Annotated in this window: 1 protein-coding gene; it reads right to left on the bottom strand. The window is 59.7% G+C overall.

Going from position 1 to position 1,691, the window contains the following annotated elements; translation table 11 throughout:
* Positions 1-61: 61 nt before the first annotated feature.
* Positions 62-1,624 carry an IS1182 family transposase gene (locus tag CQ007_RS18710; RefSeq protein WP_105647354.1) on the bottom strand — a complete coding sequence of 521 codons (1,563 nt, stop codon included), beginning with the start codon at positions 1,622-1,624 and terminating at the stop codon, positions 62-64.
* Positions 1,625-1,691: the final 67 nt, after the last annotated feature.

Here is a 1,691-nt window from a genome sequence, read left to right as displayed (position 1 = left end):
GAGACCGTGAAAGTATTTCCTCGCCTTCGCTCGCGAACCCAAAAGGCGGGATAGGAGGCTGTTATCTACTATTGCCCACCTGTAGGCGCCAGGTACTTCCCAGAGGGAACCTACACGCCGACAGCACCAACAGGTGGGCAATACACGCCAACAGCTCTGCCAGCCGTTGGCAGATCTCCCGGAATTGTTTCACTCCCAGCAGATTCAATACGCGACTGAAGTTATACGCCCACGCCATCAAACTCCACTCGCCACGGACTTTCTCCAGCCCCCGTACCAGGAAGTGGTCCCAGCCAGCCCGTCGCTTGAGAGTGCCGAACGGGTGTTCCACCAACTCACTGCGCTGCGCCAACCGCTCGGGATGAGCCATCACCCGCTGCCGGACCGCTTCAGTATCGGCTTCGTATTGGTCGCGCCATATCTCCCGGACCTGCCCTTTGGCCGTCAGACACTCGGCGCGGCGTACACAATCGCAGCAATCACGGCGACGACTGCGGTAGCGCTGTGTCCAATGGCCCGCCTGCTCCTTGGGCTTGGAGGAGGCGATCAGATAGTATCCTTCGGGACAGCGATAGCGATCATGCTCAGGCTCGTAGACAAAGGCTTCCCTCGATAATCGGCCCGGTGCGACCGTACGCCCCCGTGCCGACGGCACCGGCAGGTAAGGATAGATTTCCTCCTCGTGACACCGATGGCATTGCACACTGCTGAGGTAGCCTGCATCCGCCACCACCTCCAGTGTCTCGACGCCCAGCGCGGCCTTGGCCTGAGCACTCATGGGGTGGAGTAAATTCAGGTCATTCGGCTCGTTCGTGACCTCATCGGCAACGATCAGCTTGTGCTGGGCATCGGTGACAATCTGGACATTGAAGCCTGCCACCCTTTGTCCCCGCTTGCTCAACAGGCGGGCATCCTCATCGACCGGTGAATGCTGGCTCTTGCCTCGTTGCTTAAGGTCAGCCAGTGCCTCGGTCTTCTCCTTCAGCGCCTCACGCAGCGCGTCAAGCTTCTCGGCCAGATCACGCTCCTCCCGACTCGCGGGCTCGCCAGCCTCCTCGCGATCCGCCGCATCCAGGGCCTGATGCCACTGTACCAGCTCCTGTTCCAGCTTCGCCATTTGCGCTGTCAGCTTCCTGTGTGTCCGAAAGCTCTTCTGGCTGACATTGCCCTTGAAAAAACTGCCGTCCACTGCGACCAACTGGCCGCCGAAAAGTCCCAGCGCCCGGCACAGCACGATGAACTGCGCCTGCGTCCGACGTAATGCCTGCGCGTTGTTCTTGCGAAAATCCGCGATCGTCTTGTAACTGGGCTGCAGACCTTCCAGCAGCCACATCAGCTCCACATTGCGCTGGCTCTCACGTTCCAGTGTCCGGCTGCTGCGCAGCCGGTTGAGGTACCCATAGAGATAGAGCTTCAACAGCATCTGCGGCGCGTAGGCCGGTTGGCCAGCCTGATGACGTCCCGGGGCGTTGTGCGTGAAACCCAGGGCCTCCATATCCAGGCCGGCGATATACGCATCAATCGCCCGGACCGGATTATGCTCACTGATGTAGTCCTCCAGCCGGGGCGGAAACAGCGTCTCTTGAGAGCGATCGATGCCTGATTTATAACGACGTTGGCTCATGCTTCATACCGGTGAGAGGGAAAACAGCCTCCAGCCTACCGAGCAATGGAAATACTTTCACAGTCTC

The organism is Pseudomonas sp. MYb185 (assembly GCF_002979975.1).
In the GTDB taxonomy this organism is placed as follows: domain Bacteria; phylum Pseudomonadota; class Gammaproteobacteria; order Pseudomonadales; family Pseudomonadaceae; genus Halopseudomonas.
Note: the sequence above shows the minus strand (reverse complement) of the source record. Positions and strands in the feature narration are given on the sequence as shown.